Annotated in this window: 10 protein-coding genes; 7 read left to right on the top strand and 3 right to left on the bottom strand. The window is 61.1% G+C overall.

Going from position 1 to position 14,449, the window contains the following annotated elements:
* The first annotated feature begins 74 nt into the window (after positions 1 to 74).
* The 3 genes from HX803_RS05300 to HX803_RS05310 are packed head-to-tail and all read left to right on the top strand — an operon-like array spanning position 75 to position 4,452.
* Positions 75 to 1,817: a type I secretion system permease/ATPase gene (locus HX803_RS05300; protein WP_178919470.1), complete on the top strand. Its 1,743-nt coding sequence runs from the start codon at positions 75 to 77 to the stop codon at positions 1,815 to 1,817.
* On the top strand, positions 1,814 to 3,139 hold the full coding sequence (locus HX803_RS05305) for an HlyD family type I secretion periplasmic adaptor subunit (RefSeq protein ID WP_178919471.1): 1,326 nt from the start codon (positions 1,814 to 1,816) through the stop codon (positions 3,137 to 3,139). Before HX803_RS05300 ends, HX803_RS05305 begins: the two co-directional genes overlap by 4 nt.
* Positions 3,136 to 4,452: a TolC family outer membrane protein gene (locus HX803_RS05310; protein ID WP_178919472.1), complete on the top strand. Its 1,317-nt coding sequence runs from the start codon at positions 3,136 to 3,138 to the stop codon at positions 4,450 to 4,452. The genes HX803_RS05305 and HX803_RS05310 overlap by 4 nt, the downstream gene beginning before the upstream one ends.
* A 144-nt stretch (positions 4,453 to 4,596) precedes the next feature.
* Here the strand turns inward: HX803_RS05310 and trmA are convergent, their stop codons facing one another.
* A complete protein-coding gene (gene trmA / locus HX803_RS05315) occupies positions 4,597 to 5,676 on the bottom strand; it encodes a tRNA (uridine(54)-C5)-methyltransferase TrmA (protein WP_178919473.1) in 1,080 nt (359 codons plus the stop codon).
* Positions 5,673 to 6,968, bottom strand: a complete 1,296-nt coding sequence (locus tag HX803_RS05320; protein WP_025858939.1) for an NCS2 family permease — start codon at positions 6,966 to 6,968, stop codon at positions 5,673 to 5,675. The genes trmA and HX803_RS05320 overlap by 4 nt, the downstream gene beginning before the upstream one ends.
* A 222-nt stretch (positions 6,969 to 7,190) precedes the next feature.
* Here HX803_RS05320 and HX803_RS05325 point away from each other — a divergent pair, with 222 nt between their 5' ends.
* The 4 genes from HX803_RS05325 to HX803_RS05340 all read left to right on the top strand — a co-directional run bounded on the left by HX803_RS05325 (position 7,191) and on the right by HX803_RS05340 (position 11,409).
* Positions 7,191 to 7,637, top strand: a complete 447-nt coding sequence (locus HX803_RS05325) for a DUF4879 domain-containing protein (protein ID WP_178919474.1) — start codon at positions 7,191 to 7,193, stop codon at positions 7,635 to 7,637.
* A gap of 96 nt (positions 7,638 to 7,733) precedes the next feature.
* Positions 7,734 to 8,243 (top strand): (2Fe-2S)-binding protein, encoded by a 510-nt coding sequence (locus HX803_RS05330; protein WP_178919476.1) that lies wholly within the window; start codon positions 7,734 to 7,736, stop codon positions 8,241 to 8,243.
* A complete protein-coding gene (locus tag HX803_RS05335) occupies positions 8,240 to 9,229 on the top strand; it encodes a xanthine dehydrogenase family protein subunit M (RefSeq protein ID WP_178919478.1) in 990 nt (329 codons plus the stop codon). The genes HX803_RS05330 and HX803_RS05335 overlap by 4 nt, the downstream gene beginning before the upstream one ends.
* The gene (locus HX803_RS05340; protein ID WP_178919480.1) at positions 9,226 to 11,409 is read left to right on the top strand and encodes a xanthine dehydrogenase family protein molybdopterin-binding subunit; all 2,184 of its coding nucleotides are present in this window, start codon (positions 9,226 to 9,228) and stop codon (positions 11,407 to 11,409) included. Before HX803_RS05335 ends, HX803_RS05340 begins: the two co-directional genes overlap by 4 nt.
* A gap of 80 nt (positions 11,410 to 11,489) precedes the next feature.
* Here the strand turns inward: HX803_RS05340 and HX803_RS05345 are convergent, their stop codons facing one another.
* Positions 11,490 to 14,414 carry a membrane-targeted effector domain-containing toxin gene (locus tag HX803_RS05345; protein ID WP_178919482.1) on the bottom strand — a complete coding sequence of 975 codons (2,925 nt, stop codon included), beginning with the start codon at positions 14,412 to 14,414 and terminating at the stop codon, positions 11,490 to 11,492.
* Between the last annotated feature and the right edge of the window lie 35 nt (positions 14,415 to 14,449).

Consider the following 14,449-nt stretch of genomic DNA (forward strand, 5'->3'; position numbering starts at 1 on the left):
GCCGAATTCTGCGCAGCGTCGTATCGCCTGTCAACGCGGCGACGCTGCCCGCTCAACCCTTCGAGACTCCCCAGATGCGCCACGCCGGCAACGAAACCCTGGCCGCCCTCACGGCCTATAAAAGTGGCTTCTTCAACATCGGCCTGTTCTCGGCGGTGATCAACCTGCTGATGCTCGCCCCGGCGCTGTACATGCTGCAGGTGTACGACCGGGTGCTGGCGTCGGGCAATCAGATGACCCTGTTGATGCTGACGCTGATGATCCTCGGCCTGTTCGGCCTGATGGGCGCGTTGGAATGGGTGCGCAGCCAGGTGGTGATCCGCTTGGGCACGCAAATGGACATGCGCTTGAACCAGCGGGTCTACGACGCCGCGTTCGAAGCGCAACTCAAGGGCAGCCCCCAGGCGGCGGGCCAGGCGCTGAATGACCTGACCACGCTGCGCCAGTTCGCCACCGGCCAGGCGCTGTTCGCGTTTTTCGATGCGCCGTGGTTCCCCGTGTACCTGCTGGTGATTTTCCTGTTCCACCCCTGGCTGGGCGTGCTGGCCCTGGGCGGCGCGGTGATCCTGATCGCACTCGCCTGGATCAACCACCACGTCAGCCAGGCGCCGATGGCCCTGGCCAGTCAGCTGTCCATCAGTGCCAGCCAGCAGGCCACGGCCAACCTGCGCAATGCCGACACCATCGAAGCCATGGGCATGCTCGCCACGTTGCGCGGCCGTTGGTTCGACCAGCACCAGGCGTTTCTGGCCCAGCAGAACCTGGCCAGCGAAAAGACCGCCGCCGTCACCGCCTGGTCCAAGGGCGTGCGCCTGGCGTTGCAGTCGCTAGTGTTGGGGTTGGGCGCGTTGCTGGCGGTACAGGGCGATATCACCCCGGGGATGATGATTGCCGGGTCGATCCTGATGGGGCGGGTGCTCAGCCCGATCGACCAGTTGATCGGCGTGTGGAAGCAATGGGGGTCGGCGCGCCTGGCCTATGAGCGCTTGTCGCAGATGCTGGCGGCCAACCCTGCACGCCCGGCGCGCATGCACTTGCCGGTGCCCAAGGGTCAACTGACGGTAGAGCAGCTCAGCGCATCCGCCCCCGGTAGTCGCCGCCCTGCCTTGAACAATTTGGGGTTCAGCCTGCCGGCGGGCGAAGTGCTCGGGGTGATCGGCCCATCGGGCTGTGGCAAGTCCACCCTGGCGCGGGTGCTGGTAGGCGCCTGGGCACCTCTGGCCGGCAAGGTGCGGCTGGACGGCGCCGACCTGACCCTGTGGGACAAACAGCAACTGGGCCCGCACATCGGCTACCTGCCCCAGGACATCCAGTTGTTCGCCGGCAGCATCGCGCAGAACATCGCGCGGTTTGCCGAGGTTGAAGCGGACAACGTGCTCGCCGCCGCGCAAATGGCCGGCGTGCACGAGCTGATCCTGCAGTTGCCCCAGGGCTACGACACCGTGCTGGGGGAGGGCGGTGCCGGCTTGTCCGGTGGCCAGAAACAACGCGTGGCCCTGGCGCGGGCGCTGTACGGCCTGCCCGCGCTGATCGTGCTGGACGAGCCCAACGCCAACCTCGATGAAGCGGGCGAGCAAGCGTTGCTCCAGGCCATCGCCCAGCTCAAGCAGCAGCGACGCACCCTGGTGTTGATCACCCACAAAGCCAACGTGCTGACCCTCACCGACCAACTGCTGATGCTCAAGGACGGCCAGCTGCAAGCCTTCGGCCCGACAGCACGGGTGCTGGAAGCACGTCAAAAACAAGCCGCACCGGTGACCAAACCGGTGTCGACCATGAGCATGAGTTACCGACTCGGTGAAGGAAAACAGGCATGAGCCAGGGCAAACCGATGCTGGTGAGCGACCAGCCCCACAACGTGCTGGCGCTGGACGACAAAAAGTACGCGCGCCTGGGCTGGTGGCTGGTGCTGGGCGGGTTCGTCGGGTTTATCGGCTGGGCCGCGCTGGCGCCGTTGGACAAGGGTGTGGCGGTGTCCGGCAAGGTCATGGTCTCGGGGCATCGCAAGACCGTGCAGCACCCGGCCGGTGGGATCGTCGAGCGTATCGAGGTGCGCGACGGTGACGTCGTCAGCGCCGGCCAGGTGCTGTTGCGCTTGAAGGAAACGCCGTTGCGCGGGCAGATGCAGTCGCTGCGCAGCCAGTACCTGGCGTCCCTGGCCAGTGAGGCGCGGTTGAGTGCCGAAAGCGAGGGGCTGCCGGCCATCAACTTCGGTCCGGAGTTGCTCAACGACCCCGACGCCACAGGCACCTTGAGCCTGCAACGGCAGTTGTTCAACAGCCGCGCCCAGGCGTTGGCCACCGAGCAACAAGGCCTGCGCGAAACCATCGCCGGTGCCGAGGCACAGCTGCGCGGCACACGGGATTCCCAAGCCAGCAAAGTCCAGCAGCGCGCCGCCCTGAACGAGCAACTGCACGGCCTGCGCGAACTGGCCCGGGATGGCTATATCCCGCGCAATCGCCTGCTCGACAGCGAGCGCCTGTACGCGCAGATCGACGGCACCATCGCCGAGGACTATGGCCGCATCGGCCAATTGCAGCGCCAGGTGCTCGAACTGCGCCTGCGCATTCGCCAGCTCGGCGAAGACTTCCAGAAAGACCTGCGCAGCCAGCTGGCCGACACCCGCACCCGCAGCGATGACCTGCGCAATCGCCTGGCGTCGGCCGAGTTCGAGCTGGCCAACAGTTTGGTGCGGGCGCCTGCGTCCGGCGTGGTGGTGGGACTGGACGTGTACACCGAGGGCGGCGTGATCAAGCCCGGCCAGGCGCTGATGGACATCGTGCCCCAAGGCGAACCGTTGCTGGTGGAGGCGCGCGTGCCGGTGCAGATGATCGACAAGGTGCATCCGGGCTTACCCGTGGAGCTGCTGTTCTCGGCCTTCAACCAGGCCACCACGCCGCGGATCGCGGGCGAAGTGACGCTGGTGTCGGCGGACCGCCAGGTCGATGAACGCACCGATGAGCCTTACTACACGCTGCGCGCCCAGGTGAGCGCTGCCGGTATGCAACAGCTCGATGGCGTGCAGATCCGCCCGGGCATGCCGGTGGAAACCTTCGTCAAGACCGGTGAGCGCTCGATGCTCAACTACTTGTTCAAACCCCTGCTCGATCGCACCCATATGGCCCTGGTGGAAGAATGAAGGCGCTGTTGTTTACTTTGTGTTTCGGTTGCACCTCGGCGGCAAACGCCTTGGGTTTGCTGGACGCCTACGATTTGGCGCTGCGCAATGACCCGACCTTTCAGGCGGCCATCCAGGAGCGTGAAGCCGGTGAAGAGAACCGCGTGATCGGCCGTTCGGCGCTGCTGCCGAACCTGTCGTGGAGCTACAACAATTCGCGCAATGAATCGGAAGTGACGGCGGGCAACACCACCAGCGACCGCGATTACCGCAGCTACGCCTCGACCCTCACCCTGCAGCAACCGTTGCTGGATTACGAAGCCTACGCGCGTTTTCGCCAGGGCACGGCCCAGGCGTTGATGGCCGATGAGCGCTTTCGCGGCAAGAGCCAGGAATTGGCGGTGCGCGTGCTCAATGCCTACAGCCAGGCGTTGCTGGCGCAGGAACGCATCGAGTTGAGTCGTGCACAGAAACGCGCGTTTGCCGAGCGCCTGCAACTCAATGAGCGTTTGCTCAAGGGCGGTGAAGGTACGCGCACCGACGTGCTGGAAACCCAAGCGCGCCTGAGCCTGGCCCAGGCCGAAGAGATCGAATCGCTGGATGCCCAGGACAGCGCCTTGCGCGAACTGGAAGCCATCGTCGGCCAGCCGTTGCAGATCGAAGCGCTGGCGCCCCTGACCCGCCAGTTCGATATCCCGCCGCTTGAGCCCAACCGCTTCGAAACCTGGCGCGAAATGGCCATGGCCAACAACCCGGAACTTAAATCCCAGCACCATGCGCTGGACGTGGCGGCCTATGAAGTGGAGCGCAAGCGCGCGGGCCATCTGCCCAAGGTCAGCCTGTACGCCAGCAGCCGCCAGACCAGCTCCGATTCAGAAAGCAGCTACAACCAGAAATACGACACCAACAGCGTGGGCATTCAGGTCAGCCTGCCGCTGTTTGCCGGTGGTTCGGTGTCGGCGTCCACGCGCCAGGCGGCGAACCAGTTGTCACAGGCCCAGTACCAGTTGGATGCGCAAACCTCTTCCACGCTGGTCGAATTGCGCAAGCAGTTCAACCTCAACACCAGCGGTGCGGCGAAAGTGCGGGCGTATGAGATGGCCGTCCGCTCGGCCACGGCGCTGGTTGCGGCGACCAAGAAGAGCGTCAGCGGAGGTGAGCGGGTGAACCTTGATGTGCTCGACGCCGAGCAACAGCTCTTCACCGCCCGCCGCGACTTGGCGGATGCGCGGCATGCGTACTTGCTGGCAAGGATTCAATTGAAGTATTACGCGGGGTTGCTCAGCGAGCAGGACTTGCGAGCGTTGGCGGGGTATTTCCAACCCTCTGCCTGATTGCGATCTTTGTCAGAGCACAGAACCAATGTGGGAGCGGGCTTGCTCGCGAATGCGGTGGTTCTGTCAATATCTCTAGTGACTGACACTCTGCATTCGCGAGCAAGCCCGCTCCCACATTTTTAATCCGTGGTGTTCACAGGTTTATCGGCGGGTCAGCAGCACGCCGGATTCCATGTGGTGCGTCCACGGGAACTGGTCAAACATCGCGCACTGGGTGATCTTGTGCGTGTCGTGCAGTTGCGCAATGTTCGCCGCCAACGTCTCCGGGTTGCAGGAGATGTACAGGATGTTGTCGAAGCGGCGGGTCAGTTCGCAGGTGTCCGGGTCCATGCCGGCGCGCGGCGGGTCGACGAAGACACTGCCGAACTCGTAACTCTTCAGATCAATGCCGTGCAGGCGACGGAACGGGCGCACTTCATTGAGCGCCTCGGTGAGTTCTTCGGCAGACAGGCGCACCAGGGTGACGTTATCCACGGCGTTCTCATCAAGGTTGCTCAAGGCTGCGTTGACCGAGGTCTTGCTGATCTCGGTGGCCAGTACCTTGCGCACGCGGGTGGCCAGCGGCAGGGTGAAGTTGCCGTTGCCGCAATACAGCTCGAGCAAATCATCCGGGCGATCGCCCAAGGCTTCGTACGCCCAGTTGAGCATCTTCTGGTTCACCGTGCCGTTGGGCTGGGTGAAGGCGCCCTCGGGTTGGCGATAGCTGAAGGTGCGACCGCCCACGTCGAGCTTTTCCACCACGTAGTCGTGGCCGATCACATCGCGTTTGCCCTTGGAGCGGCCAATGATGCTCACGTTCAAGTCCGCCGCCAGCTGGTTCGCGGCGGTGTGCCAGTGCTCGTCCAGCGGGCGGTGGTAGCACAGGGTGATCATCGCGTCGCCGGCCAGGGTGGTGAGGAACTCCACCTGGAACAGCTTGTGGCTCAGGGCGGCGCTGGCTTGCCAGGCGGCCTTGAGTTGCGGCATCAACTGGTTGATACGCAGGCTGGCAATCGGGAATTCTTCGATCAGGATCGGCGTGCGCTTGTCGTCTTGCGAAAACATCGCGTAGTGGCGATCACCGCCTTCGCGCCACAGACGGAACTCCGCACGCAGGCGGAAGTGCTGCAGTGGCGAGTCGAATACCTGCGGCTCGGGTGCGTCGAACGGTGCCAACAGGTCACGCAAGCGCGTGACCTTGTCTTGCAGTTGAGCGGTGTAGCTTGCGGCGTCAAAAGTCATGCGTTGAACCAGCCCAGCTTGATCACGAACAGGATCGACAGGATCACCAGTGCCGGGTTCAGCTCACGGTAGCGGCCCGAAAGCAGCTTGATAGCGGTCCAGGCGATGAAACCGAAGGCGATGCCGTTGGCGATGGAGTAAGTGAATGGCATTGCCAGGGCGGTGATCACCACCGGCGCGGCAACGGTGATGTCGTCCCAGTCGATTTCGGCCAGGCCCGAGGTCATCAGCACGGCCACGAACAGCAGCGCCGGGGCAGTGGCGAAGGCCGGCACGCTGGCGGCCAGTGGCGAGAAGAACAGCGCCAGCAGGAACAGGATCGCGACCACGATGGCGGTCAGGCCAGTACGGCCACCGGCGCTCACGCCTGCGGCGGATTCAATGTAGCTGGTGGTGGTCGAGGTGCCCAGCAGGGAACCGGCCATGGCGGCGGTGCTGTCGGCGATCAGCGCACGGCCCATTTTCGGCATGTGGCCGTCCTTGCCCATCAGGCCGGCGCGCTTGGCGACGCCGATCAGGGTGCCGGAGTTATCAAACAGGTCGACGAACAGGAAGGCGAAGATCACGCTGACCAGGCCGATATCCAGCGCGCCTTTGATATCCAGTTGCAGGAAGGTCGGGGCCAGGGACGGTGGCATCGAGGTCACGCCGCCGAACGGGGTGAAGCCCAGGGCGATGGAGACGATGGTCACTGCCAGAATGCCGATCAGCACCGCACCGCGCACGGCCAGGGCTTCCAGCGCGACGATCAGCGCGAAACCGAGGGTGGCCAGGATCGGCGCCGGTTGCTTCAGGTCGCCCAGGCCGACCATGGTGGCCGGGTTGCTCACCACGATGCCGGCGTTGTGCAGGGCGATCAGCGCCAGGAACAGGCCGATACCGGCGGCAATCGCCGAACGCAGGGGCAGGGGGATGCTGTTGATGATCCACTCACGGATGCGGAAGATCGACAGCAGGAAGAACAGCACCGCCGAAATGAACACCGCGCCCAGCGCCACTTGCCAGGTATGGCCCATGTGCAGGACCACGGTGTAGGTAAAGAAGGCGTTGAGGCCCATGCCCGGCGCCAGGGCGATCGGGTAGTTGGCAATCAGGCCCATCACGGTCGAACCGATGGCGGCCGCCAGGCAGGTCGCGACGAACACCGCACCCTTGTCCATGCCGGTTTCGCCGAGGATGCTCGGGTTCACGAACAGGATGTAGGCCATGGCCAGAAATGTCGTGATCCCCGCGAGAATCTCGGTGCGCACGTTGGTGTTGTGTGCCTTGAGTTGAAACAGCTTTTCCAGCATGCCGGCTCCCTGTGACGCTATTGTGCGTCGTTATTTGTTGACCTCTAAGTCAAAGCACAAACTGCGCCAAGCGCCTGTGGTTTCAGAGAGGATCGGAAAAAGCGGCGCATCATACCAGCAGCCGAGGCCATATGGTGTATGGGCTGGGCCTCTTGAACAATCGCTCCGGATCATGGCCTTGAGGCATACTGCGCCGACGTTTAATTCAAGGTCATTGCCAGCATGAAAAAAGCCAACGCGTGGAGTCTAGCTCTGATCGCCAGTATCAGCCTGTGGCTAAGTGCGGCACCGGCGTGGGGCGCGACTGCACCGGCCTTGAGCGAAGTGCGCGTGTTCAAGGTCGAGTCGGCAGCTTGCACTGAAACCATCCCGGAACGGGCACAGAGCACCCAGATGTGCACGCACCGCGGGCCTACCCGGGTCTCGGTGATGGAAGTCGGCCTGGGCAAGAACCCCATGGGCCGTTTCGACGGTGCCGAGCTGGACGGCACACGCACGCCCATCTGCCAGGTCGGCAACATCAGCCAGGCGTGCAACGGCGCAGGCACCCTGATGGGCTACATCTACGTGTTCAGCCTGAATGTCGAAGCGCCCGGTTGGTTCGAGTACAGCAACTCGTCGATCAACGGCCCGCAGAACACCTTGAAGACGCTGCTCAATATCCGCTGATCAATCCCCTTGAACGCTCATTACCCCGGGAAGTCGTACCCCTGAGACGGCGACTTTCCTGAACGCCGCGGATGTACACCAACCCGTGAGGTGTTTATGAGCGCAACCCCCAACGGCGCGTCGGCTCGACCGTTCGCCAGCCACCCGATACGCCTGATCCTCAACGGTCAAGATCGCCAATTGGATGTGTTGCCCTGGACCACTCTGCTGGACCTGCTACGCGAACAACTGGACCTGATTGGCAGTAAAAAGGGCTGCGACCACGGCCAATGCGGTGCCTGCACCGTGTTGCGCGATGGCAAACGGGTGAATGCCTGCCTGACCCTGGCGGTGATGTGCGACGGCGCCGAGCTGACGACGGTCGAGGGTTTGGCCAGCGGCGACGTGCTCCATCCGATTCAGCGGGCCTTTATCAAACACGATGCCTTTCAGTGTGGCTATTGCACCCCCGGTCAACTCTGTTCCGCCGTCGGCCTGGCCAATGAAGGCCGTGCGCACACCCCTGCGCAAATCCAGGAATTGATGAGTGGCAACCTCTGCCGCTGCGGCGCCTACAGCAATATTCGCGATGCCATCGAAGAGGTTGTACTGGGAGGTGAGCAATGAATCCCTTTCATTACAGCAAGCCGGTGGACATACAGGAGGCCGTTCACCTGAGCAGCGCCGCCTCGCGCTTCATTGCCGGCGGCACTAACTTGTTGGACCTGATGAAAGAAAACATCAGCCGCCCCGAACACCTGATCGATATCACCGGCCTGCCGCTTCAAGGCGTGGAGGCGACCGCCGACGGCGGGGTGATGATCGGTGCATTGGTCAGCAACGCCGACCTGGCCTGGCACCCGCTGATCGAACAGCGTTACCCACTGTTGTCTCAAGCCATCCTCGCCGGGGCCTCGCCGCAATTGCGCAACATGGCCAGTACCGGAGGCAACCTGTTGCAGCGCACGCGGTGCTATTACTTCTATGACGCCGCTGTGCCGTGCAACAAGCGCGAGCCCGGCAGCGGTTGCCCGGCGCGCACCGGCTTGAATCGCATCCACGCCATCCTCGGCGCCAGCGCCCAGTGTGTGGCCACTCACCCTTCAGACATGTGCGTCGCCTTGGCGGCGCTGGAGGCGCGGGTACATGTTGAAGGGCGTGGCGGCGCGCGGGTCATCGAGTTTGCTGACTTTCACCGCCTGCCCGGCGACGCGCCGCAACGCGATAACCAGTTGGCCGACGACGAACTGATCACGGCCATCGAGCTGCCAGCCGATCAACTGGCCCAACACAGCCATTACTTGAAGATTCGCGACCGCGCCTCTTATGCGTTTGCGCTGGTGTCGGTAGCCGCCGCCCTTGAGCTGGACGGCGAGACCATCGTCGATGCCCGTCTGGCGCTTGGCGGTGTGGCGCATAAACCCTGGCGTGACCGCGCGGTGGAGACGGGGTTGATCGGCCAGGTCGTCAGCCGTGAGACTTTCAGCGCGGCCGCCGACGCCCTGCTGCAAGACGCCGAACCGTTGGTGCACAACGCGTTCAAGATCAAGCTGGCACGCCGCGGGATTATTCGCGCCCTGAGTGATGCCGCTCTCGCTGGAGCACGGCCATGACTGCTATTGGCAAACCGTTGGACCGGGTGGACGGTCTGCTCAAGGTCACTGGTCAGGCGCGTTATGCCGGTGAGTTCCCGGAAGAAGGCTTGTTATATGGCAGCGTAGTGTCCAGCACCGTTGCCAAAGGGCGAGTGACCCGCATCGATGCCGCCAAAGCCTTGGCATTGCCGGGCGTGGTCATGGTGCTTGATCACCTCAACCGGCCGAAACTTGCGAGTTACGATGACGCTTTCGCTGACGCCGATGCAGCCGACGGCTCAGCGTTTCGTCCGTTGTACAACGACCGCGTGTTGTACAGCGGCCAGCCCTTGGCCTTGGTGATCGCTGATAACCTGGAACTGGCGCGGCATGCGGGCTCCTTGGTGGAAATCGAGTATGCCACCAAAGCCTTCGAAACCGACTTGCTGGCCGTGCAGGAACAAGCGCACCCGTCGCCACAAACTCCGCCTGCGCCACGCGGAAATTTCCAGGCCGAATGGAGCGCAGCCGCTGTCCACCTGGACGTGCACTACAGCACGCCCATCGAACACCACAACCCCATGGAACCCCATGCCAGTACCGTGCTTTATCAGTCCGATGGCACGTTGCATATCCACGACAAAACCCAAGGCCCGCAAAACTGTCAGGCCTATGTGCAAAAAGTCTTCGGCCTGGATAAAACCCAGGTGCGGGTTTTTGCCGCGTTTGTCGGCGGGGCATTTGGATCAGGATTGCGCCCGCAATATCAGTTGCCGTTGGCCGTGATGGCGGCCCTGGCGCTCAAGCGTTCGGTGCGCGTGACGCTGACCCGTCAACAGATGTTCACCTTCGGTTATCGCCCGCGCACCTTGCAGCGTTTGCAGATGGGCGCGGCGGCCAACGGTCGGTTGATGGCACTTGGGCACACCGCGATTGGCCAAACCTCACGTTTCGAGGATTTCAGCGAACACGTGGTGGAGTGGAGCGGCATGCTCTACCACTGCGACAACATGCAGTTGACCTACAAGCTGGTGCCACTGGACGTGTACACGCCGCTGGACATGCGCGCGCCCGGCGCCGCCCTCGGTGTGATCGGCCTGGAGTGTGCGATGGATGAGCTGGCCTGCGCGCTGGGCATCGACCCCGTGCAACTGCGCCTGATCAACTATGCCGAACACAATCAGAACGAAGATAAGCCTTGGTCCAGCAAGGCCTTGCGCGAGTGTTACCGCGAAGGCGCCGAGCGTTTCGGCTGGAGCCAGCGCAACCCGGAGCCACGCAGCATGCGCGACGGCCGCCAGTTGATCGGCTGGGGCATGGCCGGCGGCGTGTGGGAAGCGATGCAGATGAAGGCCAGTGCCAAGGCAAGGCTCGACGCTAACGGCAAACTGACGGTCAGCAGCGCCACCACGGATATCGGCACCGGCACCTACACCGTGATGACCCAAATTGCGGCGCAAACCAGCGGCGTGGCAATGGACGATATCCGCTTTTTGCTCGGTGACTCATCGTTGCCCACCGCGCCTTTGCAGGGCGGCTCGTTTACCGTTTCGTCGGTCGGGACCGCGGTGCAGCAGGCGTGTGAAGCGCTTAACGTCAAGTTGCTGGAAATCGCCCGGCAGACTTATCCCGTGTTCAAGGATGCCGAGACAGTCCGTTTTGAAGGCGGCCAGCTCCATACCCGCGACGTGAGTGTGTCGTTGGCGCAGCTGGTCAAGGACGGCGGCGAAGACGCTCTGGAAGTGCAGGTCGACAGTGAACCTGACAAGAAGCGCGAAGGTTATTCAACCGCTACTCACTCGGCGGTATTCGTCGAGGTGCGTGTGGATGAAGACCTGGGCACGATCAAGGTGAGCCGTGTGGTCAGCGCGATTGCGGCGGGGCGCGTGGTCAATCCGAAGATGGCGCGCAGCCAGATCCTCGGCGGTGTGGTGTGGGGTATCGGCATGGCGCTGCACGAAGAAACCCAGACCGATCATCAGCTCGGGCGCTATATGAACCACAGCCTGGCCGAGTACCACATCCCGGTGAACGCCGATATCGGCGACATAGACGTGGTTTTTGTCGAAGAACACGACGAAATCGTCAACGCCCTTGGGTCCAAGGGCGTAGGCGAAATTGGCATTGTCGGGGTGGCAGCCGCAGTGGCGAATGCGGTGTATCACGCCACTGGCAAGCGGGTGCGGGACTTTCCCATCACCTTGGATAAGGTGCTGTGAAAACGTCGTGCTGATGGGGGGCGGGAGGGAAGTATCGAATGCCTGGCTTCGCCAGAATCGGGGGTGACTCCCACCCACTATCAAGGTTTTTTCAGGTCGATGAAAAGCTCTGTTCTGTCTCGTGACTGAGTGACCGAGGTGCCCTGGTTGGGGGCTGCCTCGTCGAGGCTTACACCGCTTGCGCCTGTGAGCTCTGAAATGCCTCGTATAGGCGGTTCTGCGTCATAACTGGACACATGATCACTGCCAACCCTTGCAACCCACTTGCCTTGTGGTTGGCTGGCCTGGTCAGCATTAATGACACTGCTCGCGTAATAGTTCATGTTTTTAAGGCGGGTGGTCTTGGGCTCCACGGAGGGCACATCGATAGCTTTGACCCGTATGCCATGCTTTCGCATCGTCAACAGCAGGTCTCTGTTGGTGTAGCGCCCGTGGCCGGCATGAGCGCGGTCAATGAGCTTCAGATTGTTGCGCAGGGCAGGCGAGAACTCACCGGTTTCGAAAAAGTGGTCCAGGTCGGGTTGAAGCGAGTGATCGAACCCTTCGGAATACAAGGTGGTCACTTGGTTCTTCTTGAACTCGCCTGCGTTATCAATCAAAAACTGCAAGCCGGAGGGCTGGGAATGATCCTCGCCAAGGACCATCCCGGAAGATTTCTTGTAAACCGTGTCAATCACCTCTTTGGGCGAGGCATTTCTAGGCAACTCGGCAAGAGCAGGCCTCGGCTTGGTTTTTGCGGTTTTGTGATAGTCGTTGGCATCCGCTTTCAGCTTTTTATCAATCTTGTCCGTGACCTTCGACGTTGAAGGCTCGCCTGAGGCCGGGTACTCATAGGCGCCGGGGTCAAATGCTTGGTTCCCGGCGCCTTTCGTTTGCCACGGGAATTTTATTCCCCCCGGGCCGCGAACGGCTTCCCACGTCTCATCACCGATATTACGTGCGGTCATCACCGGTTTTCGGGTGAAGGGGTCGATGATCTCGACGGTATCGCCTCCCAGTTTAAAACTGCTCTGAATCTCAAATACTCGGGTGGTTTTTTCGTCATGGCTCACTTTGATCAACCATCGGTCTTCGCCAAGGGGACCTTTGACTTGATAGATACCTTTGGCATTTGGTTTAACGCCGGAGATCAGTTGTTCACCGTCTTGCACGGCGTAGTCCTTGATATCGTTAGACTCAATGCCTGGCTGAGGATTAGCACTCGGTTCAATTTTATGCTCAGGCGCAGGTGGCGTTTGCTCGCCGCTTTCCGGCACGGTCTCTGTGTCGGTTGTGACTTTCGGCTGTTTGATTTCATTGGCAACACCTTCGCCAGCGCTGCCCGCTTTCACAATATGGGGGAGCACTACCAAGCCGGCATTGAATACGCCGAATATGATTCGCTCATTGCCCTTTGGTTTGCCTTTTATTTTATCGTCGACGCCTATACCGCCTTCGGTTGCCCCAACAGCCAGATAGAAGAGGTTCAGCGCCGATTCGACTTCTGGCATGACCAACGCCAGCGGCGCGAGAAATAGCGCCGCTTTCATTGCCTTGTCGACGCCGGCAAGGACATGTTCTTTATTGACGTCTGCATCAGTGGTTATTTCGGTGGCTGCGTCGGAGTAGGAGCGCTCCTTTTGGCGTTTTGCGACTTCCTCGAAGGGTAAGTTGCTGGGCTCTGTCGTGATGAACTCCTGCGGGTTCCAGAAACCGGAAAATGCCCGATGATCATAGGAAAGCAAACCGCCGGGTGTCTCGCGTTTTTCCGGCCAAGTCCCGAGCCCTGCGAGTGTCTCGTCTATCCCTGCCCGGGCGTAGCCGTTGGGTTTGTCCTTAAGGGGGAAATGCGCGGCCAGCGCTGCACGTTTCATCGGATCAGCCAGTTGGCTGGCGAGCCATGTCTTCATTTCAGCCTGGCTACTGAAGGTGTGAATGGGCGATGAATTCCCTGGAATGTAAAGCAGCGTCAGCGGTGGGATCTTGTTTCCGTTGGCATCCAGTCTGACTTTGGTATCTGTGATGTAAACCAGGTCGGTGGATTGATAGTCGCCAATCTTGAGCAGGCCAACTTCAATATTCGGGTCCTTCGGTGGGTTTTTCTGCAGTTGCTCAATTGTGATATCCGGCCAGGATGTCTGGCTGTCTGGCAAACCGACAGCCCGCAGAACCAACTTCCGGCCTTCGTCGGTGAGGCTACCCTCCTGGTGCTGGGCCATGGCTGATTTGGCGAAGGAAGCTTTGGCTAACGTCGGGTATTTTTCTTTGTGAGTGTTCCAGAAAGTGTCCAGAAACGTCGTGTAGGGCGTTTGAAAGTCGGCCTTCCAAATCAGTTTCTTGAACTCCTCCGGTGTGATCAAACTCTGGTTGCCACCGTTGTAGACGGGGGCAACTGACTCAGGGGATTCAATGTAAATCCCTTGATAGGTATGGGTGATGTCAGATTTTTCACTGTTTGGGTTGAAGCGGCTTGAGAAGTCAAACACGCCAGGTTTCTCGGTTTTAATCTCAGGCTTGACGATTACTTCTGGTCCCCCTGGGTAGAAGGGCACCAAGTAGCCTTTTCCCGTTGGCGTATCTTGTGCGTTGGTGATAAGCGCCTGGGTGAGCGAGATCCTCTTGAGGACTTTCGCCGGGTAAGGGGCTTTGCCCTGGGTGTTGTAGTCGAACGTGACCAGGTAGGTGTTATCCGGGTCAATATTCCACTTTTCCTTTTCGGCAGGGGTCTGTGCCTTTGCTGCCATTTCGGCGAATTTCTTTTTCAGGAAAATGGAGGCTTCTTGCGAGACCGACTTGAATGACTCGTTGATTTCCACCGTGGCGGGGTCAACGCTGGGGTTCGGGCCTACATCGACGGGTACTGTCACTTTTTGACCCGTGCCGATGTTTTTATCGAGCCTGGGGTTATCACCGACAGTGTTCTGGGCGCTTGGAGCCTCATCAACAGTGCGTTTAAGGCGCGTGTGCGTGGGCAGTGGCAGATGAGTGTTGGTGGGAGGGGGCAAAGCCCCGGATCTGACGTGCATGGCTGTAATCCGGATGTGTTTGGCGGCAAAGGTTT

This window comes from Pseudomonas sp. P7548, assembly GCF_013386585.1.
GTDB lineage: Bacteria > Pseudomonadota > Gammaproteobacteria > Pseudomonadales > Pseudomonadaceae > Aquipseudomonas.

Bases quoted from the DNA above. Each gene is read 5' to 3' on its own strand.
- trmA (WP_178919473.1), bottom strand. From the start codon at position 5,676: ATGACTTTTGACGCCGCAAGCTACACCGCTCAACTGCAAGACAAGGTC.
- HX803_RS05325 (WP_178919474.1), top strand. From the start codon at position 7,191: ATGAAAAAAGCCAACGCGTGGAGTCTAGCTCTGATCGCCAGTATCAGC.
- HX803_RS05320 (WP_025858939.1), bottom strand. From the start codon at position 6,968: ATGCTGGAAAAGCTGTTTCAACTCAAGGCACACAACACCAACGTGCGC.
- HX803_RS05330 (WP_178919476.1), top strand. From the start codon at position 7,734: ATGAGCGCAACCCCCAACGGCGCGTCGGCTCGACCGTTCGCCAGCCAC.
- HX803_RS05310 (WP_178919472.1), top strand. From the start codon at position 3,136: ATGAAGGCGCTGTTGTTTACTTTGTGTTTCGGTTGCACCTCGGCGGCA.
- HX803_RS05305 (WP_178919471.1), top strand. From the start codon at position 1,814: ATGAGCCAGGGCAAACCGATGCTGGTGAGCGACCAGCCCCACAACGTG.
- HX803_RS05300 (WP_178919470.1), top strand. From the start codon at position 75: ATGCGCCACGCCGGCAACGAAACCCTGGCCGCCCTCACGGCCTATAAA.
- HX803_RS05335 (WP_178919478.1), top strand. From the start codon at position 8,240: ATGAATCCCTTTCATTACAGCAAGCCGGTGGACATACAGGAGGCCGTT.
- HX803_RS05340 (WP_178919480.1), top strand. From the start codon at position 9,226: ATGACTGCTATTGGCAAACCGTTGGACCGGGTGGACGGTCTGCTCAAG.
- HX803_RS05345 (WP_178919482.1), bottom strand. From the start codon at position 14,414: ATGCACGTCAGATCCGGGGCTTTGCCCCCTCCCACCAACACTCATCTG.